Here is a 15,197-nt window from a genome sequence, read left to right as displayed (position 1 = left end):
GAGCCCGCCTTCGGGGACCCTAGCCGTTAAAGGCCGCCGTTGCCTGAAGCATCACTAATCCGTTCGTAGCGAGGTGATGGTCACGTCGACGGCCGGTCGTGTCTGGTCGCCCATGCCCACCACACCGCCGGCGGCGATCTTGTCCAGGGTGGCCAGGCCGTCGGCCTGGATGGTGCCGAACACGGTGTAGTCGGGCGGCAGCGCGGAGTCGCGGAAGACCAGGAAGAACTGGCTGCCGTTGCTGTTGGGCTGTTTGGAGTGGGCCATGGCCAGCGTGCCCCGCGGATAGATGACGGGTTGTTGCAGCTTCGGATCGCCGGGCTGGAACTGGTTGCTGGGGAACTCGTTGGCGAACTCGTAACCCGGGCCGCCCGTCCCCTCGGCTTTGGGGTCGCCGCACTGCAGGATCGACAGCCCCGGAGATGCGACCATCCGATGGCACTTGGTGTCCTTGAAGAAGTCCTGATTGGCCAGGCTGACAAAACTGTTCACCGTGCACGGCGATTTATTGTTGGCCAGCATCAGGCCGATGTTGCCCTGATTGGTGCTCATGCTCGCGCTGACCTCGGCCGGCTCGGTGGGCACCTTGCCGGTGCGCGGCGGCTTCACCGGCTTGGCGGCCGGCTCCGGCGACGCCGGGTACTGACAATTGGCGCCCACATTGGCCGGCGGCTTGAACTCCGGCATGGGCCCGGCGCCGCTGACGTCCACCGGCGGCAAGTTGCCCTGGGGTCCCGGTGCGGCGCTGCTGCTCGGCGTGGACGACGCCGACGGGGTGGCTTTGTGGTCGTCCTTCATGAAGACGAAGACGACGAGCGCCGCCACCACGGCGACCACTGTGGCCGCGGCACCGGAGATCAGCATGATGCGGCGTCTTTTAGCCTGCTTGGCGCGGCGTTCGAGCTGCCGTTCGAGTTTGCGCTTGGCGGTCTCACGGCGCTGTTTGTTCGTTGGCACGGCCGCTATCATTCCATGGCGCGGTACGGCGTTTTCGTCGCCTGTGGTCCGGGATGGGAAACTGGGCACCGTGTTGATCACCGGATTTCCCGCCGGGTTGCTGCAGTGCAATTGCTATGTGCTGGCCGAGCGACCAGGTACCGACGCCATCATCGTCGACCCCGGGCAGCGGGCGATGGGTCAGCTGCGGCGCATCCTGGACCAGCACCGGCTGACCCCGGCCGCGGTGCTGATCACCCACGGCCACATCGACCACATCTGGTCCGCCCAGAAGGTGTCGGACACCTTCGGCTGCCCCACCTACATCCATCCCGAGGACCGATTCATGCTCTCCGACCCGATCTACGGCTTGGGACCGCGCGCCGCGCAGCTGGTCGCCGGCGCATTCTTCCGCGAGCCCAGGCAGGTCGTCGAACTGGACCGCGACGGTGACAAGATCGACCTCGGCGGCATCTCGGTCAACGTCGACCACACCCCCGGGCACACCCGCGGCTCGGTGTGCTTCCGGGTGCTGGCCGACAAAGATCTGGTGTTCACCGGCGACACGTTGTTCGAACGTTCGGTCGGGCGCACCGACCTGTTCGGCGGCAGCGGCCGCGACCTGCTGCGCTCCATCGTCGATAAACTGTTGGTGCTCGACGACGCAACCGTGGTACTTCCGGGGCATGGCAACAGCACCACCATCGGCGCCGAGCGTCGTTTCAACCCGTTCCTCGAAGGTCTGAGCTCGTGAGCGACTTCGTGGCCCCGAAGGGCGTTCCCGACTATTTCCCGCCGGAATCGTCGCAGTTCGTCGCCGTGCGCGACGGGTTGTTGGCGTCGGCCCGGCGGGCCGGGTACGGCCACATCGAGCTGCCCATCTTCGAGGACACCGCGCTGTTTGCGCGCGGCGTGGGCGAATCCACCGACGTGGTGTCCAAGGAGATGTACACCTTCGCCGACCGCGGCAACCGCTCGGTGACGCTGCGCCCCGAAGGCACCGCCGGGGTGGTGCGAGCGGTGATCGAGCACGGTCTGGACCGTGGCGGGTTGCCGGTCAAGTTGTCCTATGCCGGGCCCTTCTTCCGCTACGAGCGTCCGCAGGCCGGCCGGTACCGGCAGTTGCAGCAGGTCGGTGTCGAAGCGATCGGTGTCGACGATCCCGCGCTGGACGCCGAGGTGATCGCTGTGGCCGACGCCGGATTCCGATCGCTGGGCCTGGCCGGGTTCCGCCTGGAGATCACCTCGCTCGGCGATGACAGTTGCCGTCCGCAGTATCGGGAACTGTTGCAGGATTTCCTGTTGGGCTTGCCGTTGGACGACGACACCCGGCGGCGCGCCGAGATCAATCCGCTGCGGGTCCTTGATGACAAGCGGCCCGAGGTGCGGGCGATGACGGCGCAGGCGCCGGTGTTGCTCGACCACCTCTCCGATGCCGCCAAGCAGCACTTCGACACCGTGCTGTCGCATCTGGACGCGCTCGGTGTGGCGTATGTCATCAACCCGCGGATGGTGCGCGGGCTGGACTACTACACCAAGACCACTTTCGAGTTCGTGCACGACGGACTGGGCGCCCAGTCCGGCATCGGCGGTGGTGGGCGATACGACGGTCTGATGCGCCAACTCGGCGGCCAGGACCTGTCCGGCATCGGTTTCGGGCTCGGCGTGGACCGGACGTTACTGGCGCTGCGTGCCGAAGGTAAAAGCGTGGGGTCGACGGCGCGCTGCGAGGTGTTCGGGGTGCCGCTGAGCGACGCGGCCAAGCTGCGCCTGGCGGTGCTGGCCGGGCAATTGCGGGCCGCCGGCGTGCGCGTCGATCTGGCCTACGGGGCCCGGGGGCTCAAGGGTGCTATGCGGGCCGCGGATCGCTCGGGGGCACGGTTCGCGTTGGTGGCCGGCGACCGTGATCTGGACGCCGGCACCGTGGGGGTGAAGGATCTCGGTTCCGGCGAGCAGGTTTCCGTGCCGATCGATTCGGTTGTCGCTGACATGCTTTCGCGATTGCGTGACTCCGAGCTCTACTGATGACAGTGCGTGGAGGCATCGGTTATTCACTGCCACGCTTCGAAAAGGCCGGGTGTCTCCTCGGGTCGCTCCACCTGATGCTGCGGGGTATGTGAGTAGACTCACAGCCGCTGATCGAGGGGGTTCGACAGCGTTAGCTGTTTTCCGTTCGCGTTGAGGAGGCCCCCGGTGTCGTACGTTGTCGCGGCCTCTGAGCTGTTGGCGACGGCCGCGCTGGAGTTGGGCGTGATGGAGTCGGCGCTGAGTGCGGTGAGCAGGGGCGCCGCGCAGTCCACCACGTCGCTGGCAGCTGCGGCAGCCGACGAGGTGTCAGCGCGGATCGCTGCGTTGTTCGAACGACATGGCCGGGAATTCCAGGCCGTCTCGGTCCAGGCAGCTCAATTCCACGGGCAGCTGGTGGACAATCTGACGGCGTCGGCACGGATGTATCTGAGCACCGAGATCGCCAACGTCGGACAGCTGTGGGGCAGCCCGCTGATCGGTGCCGGTGCCGAACTGCCGAACGCGGCGGCAGGCGTGCGCTTGACAGTCCCCGGTGCCGGACCGCTTTACAATCCGCGCTTCGTTCTCGAGCTGCCGTTTTTGGGACTTCCGCTGCTTGCTGGCGGTGTGCCGGGCCCGATCTCGGCGTCCCTGCTACAGGGTTACGACCTGCTCAACGGGGCGATCGGGGGGAGGTGGTTCCCGGACAGCATCGCTTCGGTGGTCAATTACCCCGCGAGCATCGGCATCTTCAGCGGCAGCCTGAATGCCCCGGGCGCAAACGTGGCCGTTGCCATCGGCCGATTGGCACTGCACAGTCAGATCCTCGACGCGGTGGCCACGGCCGGCGGTTCACCGGTACAGATCGCCGGCTTGTCGATGGGATCGCTCGTCGTGAACAGCGAGCTGGCGTATCTGGCGGCCGACCCGACCGCACCACCGGCTCATGCTCTGCAGTTCACCGTGTTCTCGAGTCCCGAGTTGGGCCTGGCTCGCACCTACCTACCGACCGGGACGCATGTGCCGCTGATCGACTACACGAGGCAGAGCTTGCCGAACACCCAATACGACGTCAGCGTGGTCTTTGGTCAGTACGACGCCTTCGGCAACCCGCCCGATCGGCCTTGGAATATTCCAGCGGTGGTCAACGCGCTGTTCGGGACGATCTACCAGCACAACACCACATCGCTCGTGTCGTTGGCGGACACCGTGGAGCTGTCCAGCGTTACGACACCGGCCGGCGGCACGATCACCACCTACATGGTGCCCGCGCCGATCCTTCCGATGCTGTTGCCGCTCGCGCAGCTCGGTGTTCCGCAACCCATCGTCGGCTCCCTCAATTCATTGCTGCAGCCGATCGTCAATGCCGGTTATTCGTCACTGACGCCAGCGGCGGGACCCTATTTCTCCGGCGGATCCCTGGTCGGCTTGTTCTGATGCTGTCCTGACAGCCGCAGACGTCGTCCACCTTGACTTGTCATCGAACTATTGTTCGAATAGGGCAATGCGTTGGACCGGCCAAACGGTAGCCGTCAACGGCACACCCGTCGATGATGGCGCGCTGCCGGGGCTGCAGCGGATCGGCTTCGTCCGCAGCGTGCGGGTGCCGCAGTTCGAGGGCATGACGTTTCACGAGGTGTTGTGCAAGTCGGCGCTGAACAAAGTGCCGGACGCGACAGCACTGCCGTTCAGCTACACCGTCAACGGGTACCGCGGCTGCTCGCATGCCTGCCGCTATTGCTTCGCCCGGCCCACCCACGAATACCTGGACTTCGACTCCGGCGCCGATTTCGACACCCAGGTCGTGGTGAAGACCAATGTGGCCGAGGTGCTGCGCCGCGAACTGCGAAGACCGTCGTGGCGGCGTCACACCGTGGCGCTGGGCACCAACACCGACCCCTATCAGCGCGCCGAGGGTCGTTACGCGCTGATGCCCGGCATCATCTCTGCGCTCGCCGAATCCGGCACGCCGATGTCGATCCTGACCAAAGGCACCCTGTTGCGCCGGGATCTGCCGCTGATCACCGAAGCGGCGCAACGGGTTCCGCTGTCAGTGGCGGTGTCGCTGGCGGTGGGAGACCCGCAGTTGCATCGCGAGGTCGAGCCGGGCACGCCCACGCCGCAGGCACGGCTGGGTCTTGTCACCGCAATTCGCGACGCGGGCCTGGACTGCCACGTCATGGTGGCACCGGTGTTGCCGCACCTGACCGACTCCGCTGAGCACCTCGACGAGCTGCTGGGTCTGATCGCCGCGGCCGGGGCAACCAGCGTGACCGTCTTCGGCCTGCACCTGCGCGGCTCGGTCCGCGCCTGGTTCATGTCGTGGCTGGCCCGCACCCACCCGGAACTGGTCGGCAGGTACCGGGAGCTGTACCGCCGCGGCGCATATCTGCCGGCCGACTACCGCGCCATGCTGAGCGAACGCGCCCGCCCGCTGGTCGCCAGGCACCGGTTGGGCGGGGACCACCGACCGTCGTCACCGGCAATGGAAGCGGCCGTCGCGCCGGAACCCCTGCAGCCGACGCTGTTCTGAGTCAATCGCGACGCGGCTTGGTCAAAGTGAACTGATCGATCGGGGTCACGGCGCCGTACGGCCCGGTCACCGCGTAGTGCGTCGCCTTGATCGACGTGTTGCCCCCGGGCCGCCCAGGATCGACATCGAAAGACGAGAAGCCGTAGGGATTGTCGCGGTCACGGAATGCCGACCAGGGCGCGTCCTCCAGCACGTATATCGGCGTCCGGTGACCGTTTTCCGGGTCGGTGTCGCCGACGCCGGTGATCACCCGGCATTTCAGGTCCGCGAAGAACTTGCCGTTGGTCGGCTTCGAGGTGCCGCCCCCGCCGATGACGAGGTGCACCGTCCCGCGGGTCGGGTCGATCACGTCGGTGCGGGTGTCGACGGGGATGGGCGTTCGGGTGTCGGTGCCGAGTGCGCCGCGCAGTGGATGCGAGCGTTCGTAGTGATGCTCGTGGCCGCACAGCACCAGATCAACCTGGTACTGGTCGAACAGTGGCAGCCAGTCCTGCCGGATCCCCAGATCCGCCCCGTTGGCCTCGGCGGTGGATATCGCCGTCTGATGCATGCAGATGACCAGCCAGTCAACGTCGGGATCGCGCCGAGCCGCCGCGAGTTCTTTTTCCAGCCAACGTCGTTGCTCGCCGCCGGAGTACCCGTGCACGTAGGAGTTGCCGGCGTCCTGCAGCGCTACGTCGTCGTTCTGCAGGGCGATGACCCGCACCGAGCCGGCGGTGAACGAGTACCACAGGCCGGCGAACTCGGCACCGGCCCCCGAATCCGGCACCGCGAAGAACGTCTGAAAGGCGCCGTAACCGATTGGGCCGTTGCCCTTTTCGTTCTCGTGGTTACCCGCCGCCGGCATCCACGGTCGGTAACGCGCGGACCGGGTGTTGTTCTGGAACCAGTCCGACCAGGTGCGCACCCGATCGCTGGCGAGGTTGGCGTAGCACAGGTCACCGTTGACCAGATTGAACAGCGGCGCCATCCGCTCGATTGCTGCAGTGGTGTCGCCGGCCGCCGGTGATCCAATGTGGTCATTGGTGTACGTGCCGTTGACCAGTGTGTCCAGCATCGGCGTGGACTGGTCACCGAAACTGGTGAAGCGCAATGCCTTTCGGCCGGACGGGGCGGTTCGCAGGGTGCCCAGTTCCGGGGTGGCGCCCTCGTGCACGGCGGCGTACACGTAGTCGGTGTCGGGCGTCAAGTTGGACAGGCGCGTGTGATTGACGCGAATTTCTCTGTTGGATTTGGCATCTCGGTAGGTCCGTGTCTCGGCCGCCACCACGCTGCCGAACCCGCCCGTCGGCGTACCCAGCAGCACCCGGGGGTTGCGCACGGCGTCGGTGGTGTGCCAAGAGACCACCGCCTCCGTCCCGGCGTTGCGGCCGAACTGCAGATGCAGCCCGCCCACCGGAGGCGCGCCGACACGATCGGGCTGGTACCAGACGCCGGGACTGCGGGACCGCAGCAGCGCAGTACCCCCCACCCCCGCGCCGGCGCCGAGCACCGCCGCCGCGGCCCCGGTTCCCAGCAGCGCGCGCCGGCTGACGCCGGTGCGTTGCGGGTCGTCGGTCATGGCTGCTTCATACCGCAAGCGGGTGAACACCAACGGAACGAGCCCAGGTAACGAATCCGGTAGCGTTTCCGATATGACGAACGTGCGAAAACTGGCGAGCGCGGTCGCAGCGGGCTTCCTCGGCGCGGCCGTGGTGGCCGCGACCCCGCCTGCGGCATCACATGCGGACCCGACGGGGCATCAGGTCACCTACACCATCGTCACCACCGGCAATCTCACCGGCAGTCTGCGCTACATCACCAGCGATCCGCCGAACCAGGCGGCCTTCGACGCCAATTCGGCGCAGTTCATGACCACCGTGCCGACGACGTTCAGCGGCGGAGAACCCCTGGTCTACAACGCGACGCTGACTAACCCGGGGCAGTGGGCGTTCATCGCTGCCAGCGGTTCCTGCCGGTGGCCCGACTGCAGCTCCGGCAACATCGCGGAGATCAAGTGTCAGATCGCTGTTGACGGCCAGGTGGTGGTGACGCAGAACGCCACCACCGCGGTCACCTGCGCTACGCGTCCCTGGTAACCGGCGCCGCGGGGAGCGTCGGCCCCAACGGGCGCGGAATTAGCGGTTACCGGCGCACTACGGTGGTTCGCGTGGTCACCGATGCTCAGGTCGAGCGCTGGCGCGCCGCCGTTCGCACTGCGCTGGACGCCTGGGTCGAGAATGCCGACCCGACGCTTGGCCGCGACGTCGCCGAGTTCGTCGCTTCCGGAGACGCCGGGCCAGATTTAATCGAGCGGCTGACCGCCGTCGGCGGCATCAAGACGTGGGAAACGTTGCCGCGCGACGATCGCTTGAAAGACGCTCATGCGTTGCTGCACACCATGCCTGCCCGAGTTCGACTGCGCTGGGCGGAGATAGTGCTGCTGCTCAAGCGGTACACCCTGACGCTGGCGCCGATTGCCGGCGGCGACGCCATCGAGAACCTGATCTGTGACCTCGTCGGCGAGTGGAGTTCGTTGGAGAGAAATTTCCCGGATCTCCCCGTCGGCTACGACACCCTGGATGAGATGGTTGTGGCGGCGGGCGGCAGGAGCGGCGAGTTGCTCGCGGCAGCGTTCAGCAGAGCCGCGGACCGGCCCAGCGGTTGGATGTGGCCGACCCGCAACATCCTGCTGTCGACACGCGGTTATGCCGCTGCCGTAGTCCGGCACGCCGCCGAACTCGCGCCGCTGGCCGCCGCACAAACCGGCGAGGACATCCGCGAGCGAGTGCTCGACTTGCTCGAACCTCTGGACGGCACTGCGCTCGCGGCCTTCGCGGACACCTTGGCCACGTTCATGGTGGAGGCAACCGGCAATGTTGCTGTACGTGCCGAGCGGCTGTGTGGACGTTGTGATAGAGCGGCGCTCTTTGCCGCGTTTCAGCGTCAGGTCTCCGGGCCCCCGGCGCGCCGAGCCGCCGCCTTGCGCGCTGCATGGCGGTATGCCGATATCGACGCCGATCGCCAATGGGCAACGGCCACAGCACAATCCGACCGCGCGCCCAGCGTGCGCCTGATCGTCGACGAATGGCGCGATGCCGCGGCGCCGATTATTCCCATCCCCGATCCGGGGCCGGGGTGGCCGGTCGTTGATCCCACGCCGGTCCGCCCAGCCTTGGAAAGGCTTTTCGCGCAGCTCAATTCGATAGTCGTGGGCAACGATTGGGGTGGCAGCCCGCCGCCGCTGATGGGTGCGGAAGACTTGCTGACCGTCGAAACGATGCTCCGTGCCGGCCGGGCACCCGACCGGAAGAATCCATGGCCGCGGTTCGCGAATTATCGAATGCGCGATGCGATCCGCGAATTTGCGGAGGCGGAGCATGTCGACATGGTGGTGCTACTGGTGGTGTGTCACTACCTGAGGGACCATCCCTTCGATTTCTACGAGTTCGCCGATGCTGTGCACGCCAAACTCGGCGGCCCGTCGCTGGCTGAGCTGGCCGGCTTGCTCGGTCACTTGACCGAGCAAGCTGACACCGGGCTGGTTTACCACTACGCGAAGGGCAACATAGGGCAGGGTTGGCCCTCCGCCGATGTGCTTCCGTTCCTCACTGCGAACGCTCAGTATCTGGCCGATAGGGCGATGAACGCCAGCCCCCACATCGAGTCGCCCAAGGTCTATTGGGACCTGCTGGCCGAACTTCCGGTGCTGCCGCCCGACGCGGCCGACGCACTGTTTCCCGCCGCTCTGGGGCCTAAGACCAGCAATCGGGCGCAAGCTCAGCGGGTTCTCGCCAAAGCTCCCGACCGCCGCGCCCGCATCTACACCGCGTTGGCTGACGGCCGCGTCAAGGTCCGACTGGCCGCAGCTCAATGGATAGCCCACACCGCAGACCATGCGGACGTGCCGCGGTTGGAGACCTGCCTGCGGATCGAGACCGACGACCGCGTCCGAGGGGCTCTGTTGGGTGCGCTGACCGCAGCGGGAAGGCCTGCGGCCGACTATCTGACACCCGAGCATCTGATTGCCGAAGCCGAAACGGCGCTGCGCAAAGATGCGCCGGCCGGCTTGTCCTGGTTGCTCTGGGAGCGGGTGCCGACGATGCGTTGGGAGCAGGGCCTGGCACCGGTGCCTGCGTCGGTCGTGCGTTGGCTGGTCATCAAGGCGTGTGAGGCCAACGACCCTGCGCCGGACGGAGGGCTGCGACACCACCTTGCGTTGTTCGCCGCCGAAGATCGATTCGCGTTGGGCGACTTCCTGATCGATGCCTGGACGACGGCTGACGAGTACGCCTTTCATTCCCGCCAGACTGCCCAGCAGACGGTCTCGGCCATCAAGTCCAAGGGCGTGCTGGCGGTGGTGGCCGCTTGCGCCAGCCCCAATGCGCCGACGCTGGCGGAGGAATTCCTGCGTAGTTTCGACACGGCGCGGATGGCGCAATGCAGCGCCCTGTTGACCATGCTCGGGCATATCGACAGCGTCGACGCCGTCCGGGTCCTCACGTCGGTGGCGTATCGGTCGAAGTCGGCTCGGCTGATCGAGGAGGCCGCCGCGCAACTGGCCGAGTTGCCCGCTCGGTGGGGATGGTCGGCGGACGAGGCCGCTGACCGCACAGTTCCCTACGTCGGATTCGACAACGCGGGCCGGCTGCAACTGAGTTACGGGCCCGAACCGTATTTCGCTGTGCTACAGGCGGATCTGAGTATCACGGTGTACGACGGCGACGGAAATCCGTGCACGAAAGGGGACCTGGCCGGTCCGTACAAGACGGTCCCGCGCGCGTATCTGGCGCGTGCCCGCAAGCTGCTCGCCCCGGTGGTCACCGCGCAGACCGCTCGACTGGCCGAGGCGATGCACCGGCAGCGCCGGTGGTCCGTGGCGGAGTTCGAACGCTATGTCCTCGGGCATCCGGTGCTGAGCCGATTGGCGCGCCGGTTGGTCTGGGTCGCCGAAACCGACTGCGGTCCAACGCTTTTCCGACCGCTCGGAGCTACGGCCGGGCCCGCTGGGACAGTTACCGTTCGAGTGGCGGGGGACGCCGACATGACCGCTGAGCAGGCCGCTGGCTGGCGCGCGGTGATCAATGCCGGAGACGCACCGCAGCTGTTCGACCAGGGCTAATCTGTGCGTCGGCGGTCGGGTTCTGCATGCGCGACGACGACGACGTCAGCCGGGACCCCGCCGACCGCCCGTAACGTATGCCCGACGGAGGCGTCGAAGTACGCGCTGTCGCCGGTGCCCAGGGTCACGGTCTGCTCGCCATAGCGGAGTTCGACGACTCCGGCGTGCACGAATACGAACTCCTGGCCGCTGTGGGTGGGATGCGGATCGTCGGCGGCGGCACCGGTTGGCCGAACTACGAACGGCGACATGGACTTTCCCAACAGCGAGGTGGCCAGCGCGCGGTAACGCCCCGGATCGGAATCGGCCCTGTCGACGACGAACGTTTCCTCGGCCGGGCTGTCGGAGAACAACCGGGCGACGTCGACGTCGAGCGCGCGAGCGACTTTGAGGGCCGCTGCTATCGACGGCGTGCTGTGCCCGCGTTCGACCTTCGACAGGTAACTCTTGGTCAGGCCGGCCCGCTCGGCCAGCTGCTCGAGGGTGAGTCCGCGTTGCCGGCGAACGGCACGGAGCAGTGCGGTCACCGGCCCAACCTTTCATGACACAAAGTTTCCTATGCGGTACATTGTGTCACATGGTCGCCGGCTCCACGTTCTCCGACTCGAAAGCGGAACTGATGCGCCGCGCCCAGGAACAATTGGACGCCGAATCGGTCGACGGGCACCTGACCACCCGCCAGCAGGTCGCGTTGACCTGCCGGGTGCTGTTCGACGCCGGCCACGACTCCGGGCTGGCCGGACAGATCACCGCCCGCGCCGAGCAGCCCGGCACCTACTACACCCAGCGCCTCGGCCTGGGCTTCGACGAGATCACCGCGGGCAACCTGCTGCTGGTCGATGAAGACCTCAACGTGGTACAAGGCGAGGGAATGGCCAACCCCGCCAACCGTTTTCACAGCTGGATCTATCGGGCTCGGCCGGATGTGCAGTGCATCGTGCACACCCATCCCTTCCACGTCGCGGCGCTGTCGATGCTGGAGGTGCCGCTGATCGTCTCGCACATGGACACCACGCCGCTGTATGACGACTGCGCGTTCCTGGCCAACTGGCCGGGCGTGCCCGTCGGCAACGAGGAAGGCGAAATCATCACCGCCGCACTGGGAGACAAAAAAGCGGCGCTGCTGGCCCACCACGGACAACTGGTAGCGGGGGCCAGCGTGGCGGAGGCGTGCTCGCTGGCGGTGCTCATCGAGCGCGCCGCCAAGCTGCAGCTCGCCGCCATGGCGGCGGGTGCGATCCAGCCGCTACCCGACGAGTTGGCCCGCGAAGCACACGACTGGACCCTGACCCCGTCGCGAAGCCGGGCGAACTTCGCCTACTACGCCAGACGAGCGCTCCAGCGGCACCCCGACGCGCTCACCGCCGGCTGAAAAGGAGCAATCGCGTGCCCACCGTTCACGGGATCATCGCCTACCCGGTCACGCCGTTCGGCGACGACGGCATCGACACCGAGCGGCTGGCCGCGCTGGTGGACCGGCTGGTCTCGTCCGGAGTCCACGCGATCGCCCCGCTCGGCAGCACCGGGGAGCTGGCCTACCTCGACGAGGCGGAGGTCGACGCGGTCGTCGACACCACCATGGCTGCGGTGCACGGGCGGGTGCCGGTGATCGTCGGTGTCTCAGATGTGACGACCGCCAGGACAATTCGGCGTGCCCAGTACGCGCAGCGGGCCGGCGCCGATGCGGTGATGGTGCTGCCGGTCTCCTATTGGAAGCTGTCCGACCCCGAGATCACCCAGCACTACCGCAGCATCGGTGAGGCTGTCGGAATCCCGATCATGGCCTACAACAATCCGGCCACCAGCGGCGTCGACATGCGTCCCGAATTGCTGGTCGAGATGTTCGACGGCATCGACAACCTCACCATGGTCAAGGAGTCCACCGGCGACCTGTCCCGCATGCAGCGCATCAGAGAACTCAGCGGCGGAAGGCTGCCCTTCTACAACGGCAGCAACCCGTTGGTGCTCGATGCGCTGAAGGCCGGTGCATCCGGATGGTGCACGGCCGCACCGAATCTGCGTCCCCAGCCGTGCATCGAGCTGTACGACGCGGTGCGCGCCGGCGATCTGGACCGGGCGCAGCGGCTGTACGACGACCTCAAACCGCTGCTGCAGTTCATCGTGGCGGGCGGGCTGCCCACCACCGTCAAGGCCGGACTGGACCTGCTCGGCACACCGGTCGGCGATCCCCGGGCACCGCAATTGCCGCTGGACCAGCAGGGCCGCAGCGCATTACAGCAGATCCTGACTTAACCCAGGTCGTTGGTGGCGAAGGTATCGCACTTGTTCGGGTCACCGTTCTGATATCCGATGGTGAACCACTTCTGGCGCTGCGCCGACGAGCCGTGCGTCCAGGATTCGGGGTTGACGCGACCGTTCACCTGCTCCTGGATACGGTCGTCGCCCACCGACGCCGCCGCCGATAAGGCATCGGAAATGTCCTTGTCGCTCAACGGGTTCAGGAACGGTTTGCCGGTGCTCTCCTGCGTGACGGTGGAGGCGTAGTGCGCCCACACCCCGGCGTAGCAGTCGGCCTGCAGTTCGGTGCGCACGCCACCACCTTTCGCGCCCTGCGCGCCGGACTGGGACCGGCCCAGGGTGCCCTGCAGATTTTGGATGTGGTGGCCGTACTCGTGGGCTACCACGTATTCCTCCGCGAAGGGTCCACCGCTGGACCCGAACCGGTCCACCAGCACCGAGAAGAAGTCGGTGTCGAAATACGCCGTCTTGTCCACCGGGCAGTAGAACGGTCCGACCTCGGTGCTGGCCGGTCCGCATCCGGTGCTCACCGAGCCGCTGAACAGCCGCATCTTGGGCTTGGTGTAGCCGCGAACCAGCTGCTTCCACACCGCGTCCAGCGAGTTACCGGTGGCCACCACCCGGCACTGCACGTACCTGTTGGCATCGGCCCCGGTCTTGCACTTGGTCAAGTCGAAACCGGGCGCCACGTCGCCGCTGGTGTCCACCGGCTGCTGGCTGACGATCCCGCCGGGGTCGACGCCCAGGAGCATCGCGACCACCACGATCAGCAATCCGCCGATCCCACCGCCGATGGCGATCGGACCCATCCCGCCACCGCCGCCGGACGAGGACGCAGAACTGGTATCGATCTGCATACCCTCGTTGAAGGTCATCGCACGCTCCCCGGAATCAGAGTTTGGTTACCGCGCCGCAATCAGCCTATCGCTGCGCTGTGGCGAATCGGTTGTCGGTGTAAGTACGCAGCGTGCGCAGGAATCGGCGCAGCGTGAGGTTCAGCAGCGGCGCGAACAGCGGCATCGCCAGCCGCGCCGGCCCGGCCGGTTGCACGGCCATGGTCCAGTTCAGCCGGCAACCGCCGGGAATGGCCTCAACCCGGTAATCCTCGGCTAGCGCAGCGAAAGTTTGCGTCGAGCTTCCGTTGAAGCGGAATGCGATGCGGCTGAACGGTTCCCAAGCCAAAAATTCCTCGCTGACGACGATGCCGCCGCGTAGGTCGGCGTTGCGGGTGGTGCCGACGCCGAATGGCTTCGGGCTGGTCCAGGTCACCGTCTTGATTACGGCGACCCAGCGCGGCCACGACTCGGCGTCGGAGAAGACCTCGAATAGCTGCTCGGGCGTGATGGCCAGGTCGACGCTGTTGCGAAACCGGAAGCGGGCGTTGTCGATGAAGTCCAGACCGACGTGTTCGCACGGGTGCATGGCCTCAGACATTAGCCGGGGCCTTCGCTGGCCGCGGCCAGCAACGGCACGATCACGTCGCTGATCGGGGTGGGCAGCCCGTGCCTGCGCGCCCGGCGGACGATCACCCCGTTACGCAGATCCCATTCCAGCGGTCGGTGGTGTTCGCGATCGGTCAGTATCGAAGTCGTCATGTCCTCGGGCACCGCCCGGAACGAATCGACGATCTGCCCAACGACGTCGTCGTCGAACTGGGCACCCTCGGCGCGGGCCACCGCGACGCATTCGGCCACATATCGGCGCGAGAGGGCAGCCACGTCGTCGCGGCGGAACATGCCGGATCGCCGCCCGGTCAGCACCATCAGTCCGGCCAGCGCGTTGAGCAGCAGCTTGCGCCACGTCACGGTGGTGAAGTCGGGGTCGCAGTCCACCCGGCAGCCCCCGGACCGCAGTAACTCTGCAACAGCTTCGGCCGCGGGTCCGGTGGGCAGCACCAGCGCGGCTTCCCCACGCAACCGCACCCACCCGTCGGGCTGGGTTTCTGCGGAGTACCACACGCTGCCGGGCACCACGGTCGACGACGGGCACAGCGGTTGCACCTGCTCGACCTGCTCGACGCCGTTCTGCAGCACCGTCACCACCGTGCGCTCATCACATAACCGAGTCAGCCAGCCTGCCGCGGCGTCGTTCTGGGTCGCTTTGACGGCCAGGATCACCACCTCGACCGGGCCGTCGACGTCGGCGGGGTCGGTGTGCACCGGCCCGGGCACCACAATCGCTGAACCGCCATCGGGCCGCAGTTCGATGCGTTCGCGTGGGGTATGGCCGCACAGCAACACCGGGTGACCGGCGCGGTGCAGCAGCGCGGCGACCGTTGTGCCGACGGCGCCGGGGCCCACGAGTGCGACAGAGGTAGGAATACCGGCAAAAGTACCGGGCGGAACCCGCCCTTTAGACTGG

The 15,197-nt window shown here is 66.8% G+C and carries 14 protein-coding genes; 8 read left to right on the top strand and 6 right to left on the bottom strand.

What is annotated here, in order from left to right; genetic code table 11:
- Nucleotides 1-54: 54 nt before the first annotated feature.
- Nucleotides 55-957, bottom strand: a complete 903-nt coding sequence (locus tag AC5Y6Y_RS05350; protein WP_463824972.1) for a peptidylprolyl isomerase — start codon at nt 955-957, stop codon at nt 55-57.
- A gap of 70 nt (nt 958-1,027) precedes the next feature.
- Here AC5Y6Y_RS05350 and AC5Y6Y_RS05345 point away from each other — a divergent pair, with 70 nt between their 5' ends.
- The 4 genes from AC5Y6Y_RS05345 to AC5Y6Y_RS05330 all read left to right on the top strand — a co-directional run bounded on the left by AC5Y6Y_RS05345 (nt 1,028) and on the right by AC5Y6Y_RS05330 (nt 5,476).
- Complete coding sequence (locus AC5Y6Y_RS05345) at nt 1,028-1,690, top strand: MBL fold metallo-hydrolase (RefSeq protein WP_473139531.1); 663 nt, start codon at nt 1,028-1,030, stop codon at nt 1,688-1,690.
- Nucleotides 1,687-2,961: a histidine--tRNA ligase gene (gene hisS / locus AC5Y6Y_RS05340; RefSeq protein WP_473139532.1), complete on the top strand. Its 1,275-nt coding sequence runs from the start codon at nt 1,687-1,689 to the stop codon at nt 2,959-2,961. Before AC5Y6Y_RS05345 ends, hisS begins: the two co-directional genes overlap by 4 nt.
- Before the next feature lie 168 nt (nt 2,962-3,129).
- A complete protein-coding gene (locus tag AC5Y6Y_RS05335) occupies nt 3,130-4,380 on the top strand; it encodes a PE-PPE domain-containing protein (protein ID WP_473139533.1) in 1,251 nt (416 codons plus the stop codon).
- Nucleotides 4,381-4,447: 67 nt separating this feature from the next.
- Nucleotides 4,448-5,476, top strand: coding sequence for an Rv2578c family radical SAM protein (locus tag AC5Y6Y_RS05330; RefSeq protein ID WP_473139534.1), 1,029 nt, complete (start codon nt 4,448-4,450; stop codon nt 5,474-5,476).
- Nucleotide 5,477: 1 nt separating this feature from the next.
- On the opposite strand, the gene AC5Y6Y_RS05325 is transcribed toward AC5Y6Y_RS05330, so the two are convergent.
- A complete protein-coding gene (locus tag AC5Y6Y_RS05325; protein ID WP_473139535.1) occupies nt 5,478-7,037 on the bottom strand; it encodes a purple acid phosphatase family protein in 1,560 nt (519 codons plus the stop codon).
- Nucleotides 7,038-7,110: 73 nt separating this feature from the next.
- On the opposite strand from AC5Y6Y_RS05325, the gene AC5Y6Y_RS05320 reads away from it, so the two are divergent.
- Nucleotides 7,111-7,554: an Rv2576c family protein gene (locus AC5Y6Y_RS05320; RefSeq protein WP_463824979.1), complete on the top strand. Its 444-nt coding sequence runs from the start codon at nt 7,111-7,113 to the stop codon at nt 7,552-7,554.
- 71 nt (nt 7,555-7,625) lie between these two features.
- On the top strand, nt 7,626-10,577 hold the full coding sequence (locus AC5Y6Y_RS05315; RefSeq protein WP_473139536.1) for a DUF4132 domain-containing protein: 2,952 nt from the start codon (nt 7,626-7,628) through the stop codon (nt 10,575-10,577).
- On the opposite strand, the gene AC5Y6Y_RS05310 is transcribed toward AC5Y6Y_RS05315, so the two are convergent.
- On the bottom strand, nt 10,574-11,104 hold the full coding sequence (locus AC5Y6Y_RS05310; RefSeq protein ID WP_473139537.1) for a helix-turn-helix domain-containing protein: 531 nt from the start codon (nt 11,102-11,104) through the stop codon (nt 10,574-10,576). The genes AC5Y6Y_RS05315 and AC5Y6Y_RS05310 overlap by 4 nt on opposite strands.
- Nucleotides 11,105-11,154: 50 nt before the next feature.
- Here AC5Y6Y_RS05310 and AC5Y6Y_RS05305 point away from each other — a divergent pair, with 50 nt between their 5' ends.
- Both AC5Y6Y_RS05305 and AC5Y6Y_RS05300 read left to right on the top strand, forming a co-directional pair.
- On the top strand, nt 11,155-11,949 hold the full coding sequence (locus AC5Y6Y_RS05305) for an aldolase (protein ID WP_473139538.1): 795 nt from the start codon (nt 11,155-11,157) through the stop codon (nt 11,947-11,949).
- A gap of 14 nt (nt 11,950-11,963) precedes the next feature.
- Nucleotides 11,964-12,830: a dihydrodipicolinate synthase family protein gene (locus tag AC5Y6Y_RS05300; protein ID WP_473139539.1), complete on the top strand. Its 867-nt coding sequence runs from the start codon at nt 11,964-11,966 to the stop codon at nt 12,828-12,830.
- Here AC5Y6Y_RS05300 and ypfJ read toward each other — a convergent pair.
- From ypfJ to AC5Y6Y_RS05285, 3 genes are read right to left on the bottom strand one after another with little or no spacing between them, the layout of a single operon-like run.
- A complete protein-coding gene (ypfJ, locus tag AC5Y6Y_RS05295; RefSeq protein WP_463824985.1) occupies nt 12,827-13,711 on the bottom strand; it encodes a KPN_02809 family neutral zinc metallopeptidase in 885 nt (294 codons plus the stop codon). The genes AC5Y6Y_RS05300 and ypfJ overlap by 4 nt on opposite strands.
- A 46-nt stretch (nt 13,712-13,757) precedes the next feature.
- Nucleotides 13,758-14,258, bottom strand: a complete 501-nt coding sequence (locus AC5Y6Y_RS05290; protein ID WP_473139660.1) for an SRPBCC family protein — start codon at nt 14,256-14,258, stop codon at nt 13,758-13,760.
- Nucleotides 14,259-14,269: 11 nt separating this feature from the next.
- Nucleotides 14,270-15,157, bottom strand: a complete 888-nt coding sequence (locus AC5Y6Y_RS05285) for an oxidoreductase (RefSeq protein ID WP_473139661.1) — start codon at nt 15,155-15,157, stop codon at nt 14,270-14,272.
- Nucleotides 15,158-15,197 lie beyond the last annotated feature (40 nt).

The organism is Mycobacterium sp. NGS24 (genome assembly GCF_059813065.1).
Note: the sequence above shows the minus strand (reverse complement) of the source record. Positions and strands in the feature narration are given on the sequence as shown.

Coding starts and splice junctions, on each gene's coding strand:
- AC5Y6Y_RS05330 (WP_473139534.1), top strand. CDS start 4,448: ATGCGTTGGACCGGCCAAACGGTAGCCGTCAACGGCACACCCGTCGAT.
- AC5Y6Y_RS05325 (WP_473139535.1), bottom strand. CDS start 7,037: ATGACCGACGACCCGCAACGCACCGGCGTCAGCCGGCGCGCGCTGCTG.
- AC5Y6Y_RS05320 (WP_463824979.1), top strand. CDS start 7,111: ATGACGAACGTGCGAAAACTGGCGAGCGCGGTCGCAGCGGGCTTCCTC.
- AC5Y6Y_RS05305 (WP_473139538.1), top strand. CDS start 11,155: ATGGTCGCCGGCTCCACGTTCTCCGACTCGAAAGCGGAACTGATGCGC.
- ypfJ (WP_463824985.1), bottom strand. CDS start 13,711: ATGACCTTCAACGAGGGTATGCAGATCGATACCAGTTCTGCGTCCTCG.
- AC5Y6Y_RS05290 (WP_473139660.1), bottom strand. CDS start 14,258: ATGCACCCGTGCGAACACGTCGGTCTGGACTTCATCGACAACGCCCGC.